This is a genomic window from Streptococcus sp. HMSC064H09 (assembly GCF_001812625.1).
In the GTDB taxonomy this organism is placed as follows: domain Bacteria; phylum Bacillota; class Bacilli; order Lactobacillales; family Streptococcaceae; genus Streptococcus.
The window spans coordinates 1-204 of record NZ_KV809587.1 but is presented as its reverse complement, the minus strand read 5'-3'; the positions used below and the strand labels follow the sequence as shown (position 1 = coordinate 204).

Genomic DNA, 204 nt, shown 5'->3' with positions numbered 1-204 from the left:
TTCCTTCGGTGAAGGTTGGTTTACCTGTTTGAGTGGCACCTTGGATATCTGTCGTTGTTGCATCTTCAGAAGTTGGAACGACTGGAGTAATCTTAGGTGTGTAAGTTGTTTCTACTGTTGTACCATTTGTATCAGCTGCTTGAACCTTAACTGGGACAACATCACCTGAATAAGATTTATCCGTTGGGGTGAAGGTCACAACAC

The 204-nt window shown here is 43.1% G+C and carries 1 protein-coding gene; it reads right to left on the bottom strand.

Features of this window, described 5'->3' with window-relative positions; translation table 11 throughout:
* Positions 1-204 (bottom strand): hypothetical protein (locus tag HMPREF2867_RS07115; RefSeq protein WP_141750998.1); only part of this gene is annotated, 204 nt, incomplete at both ends.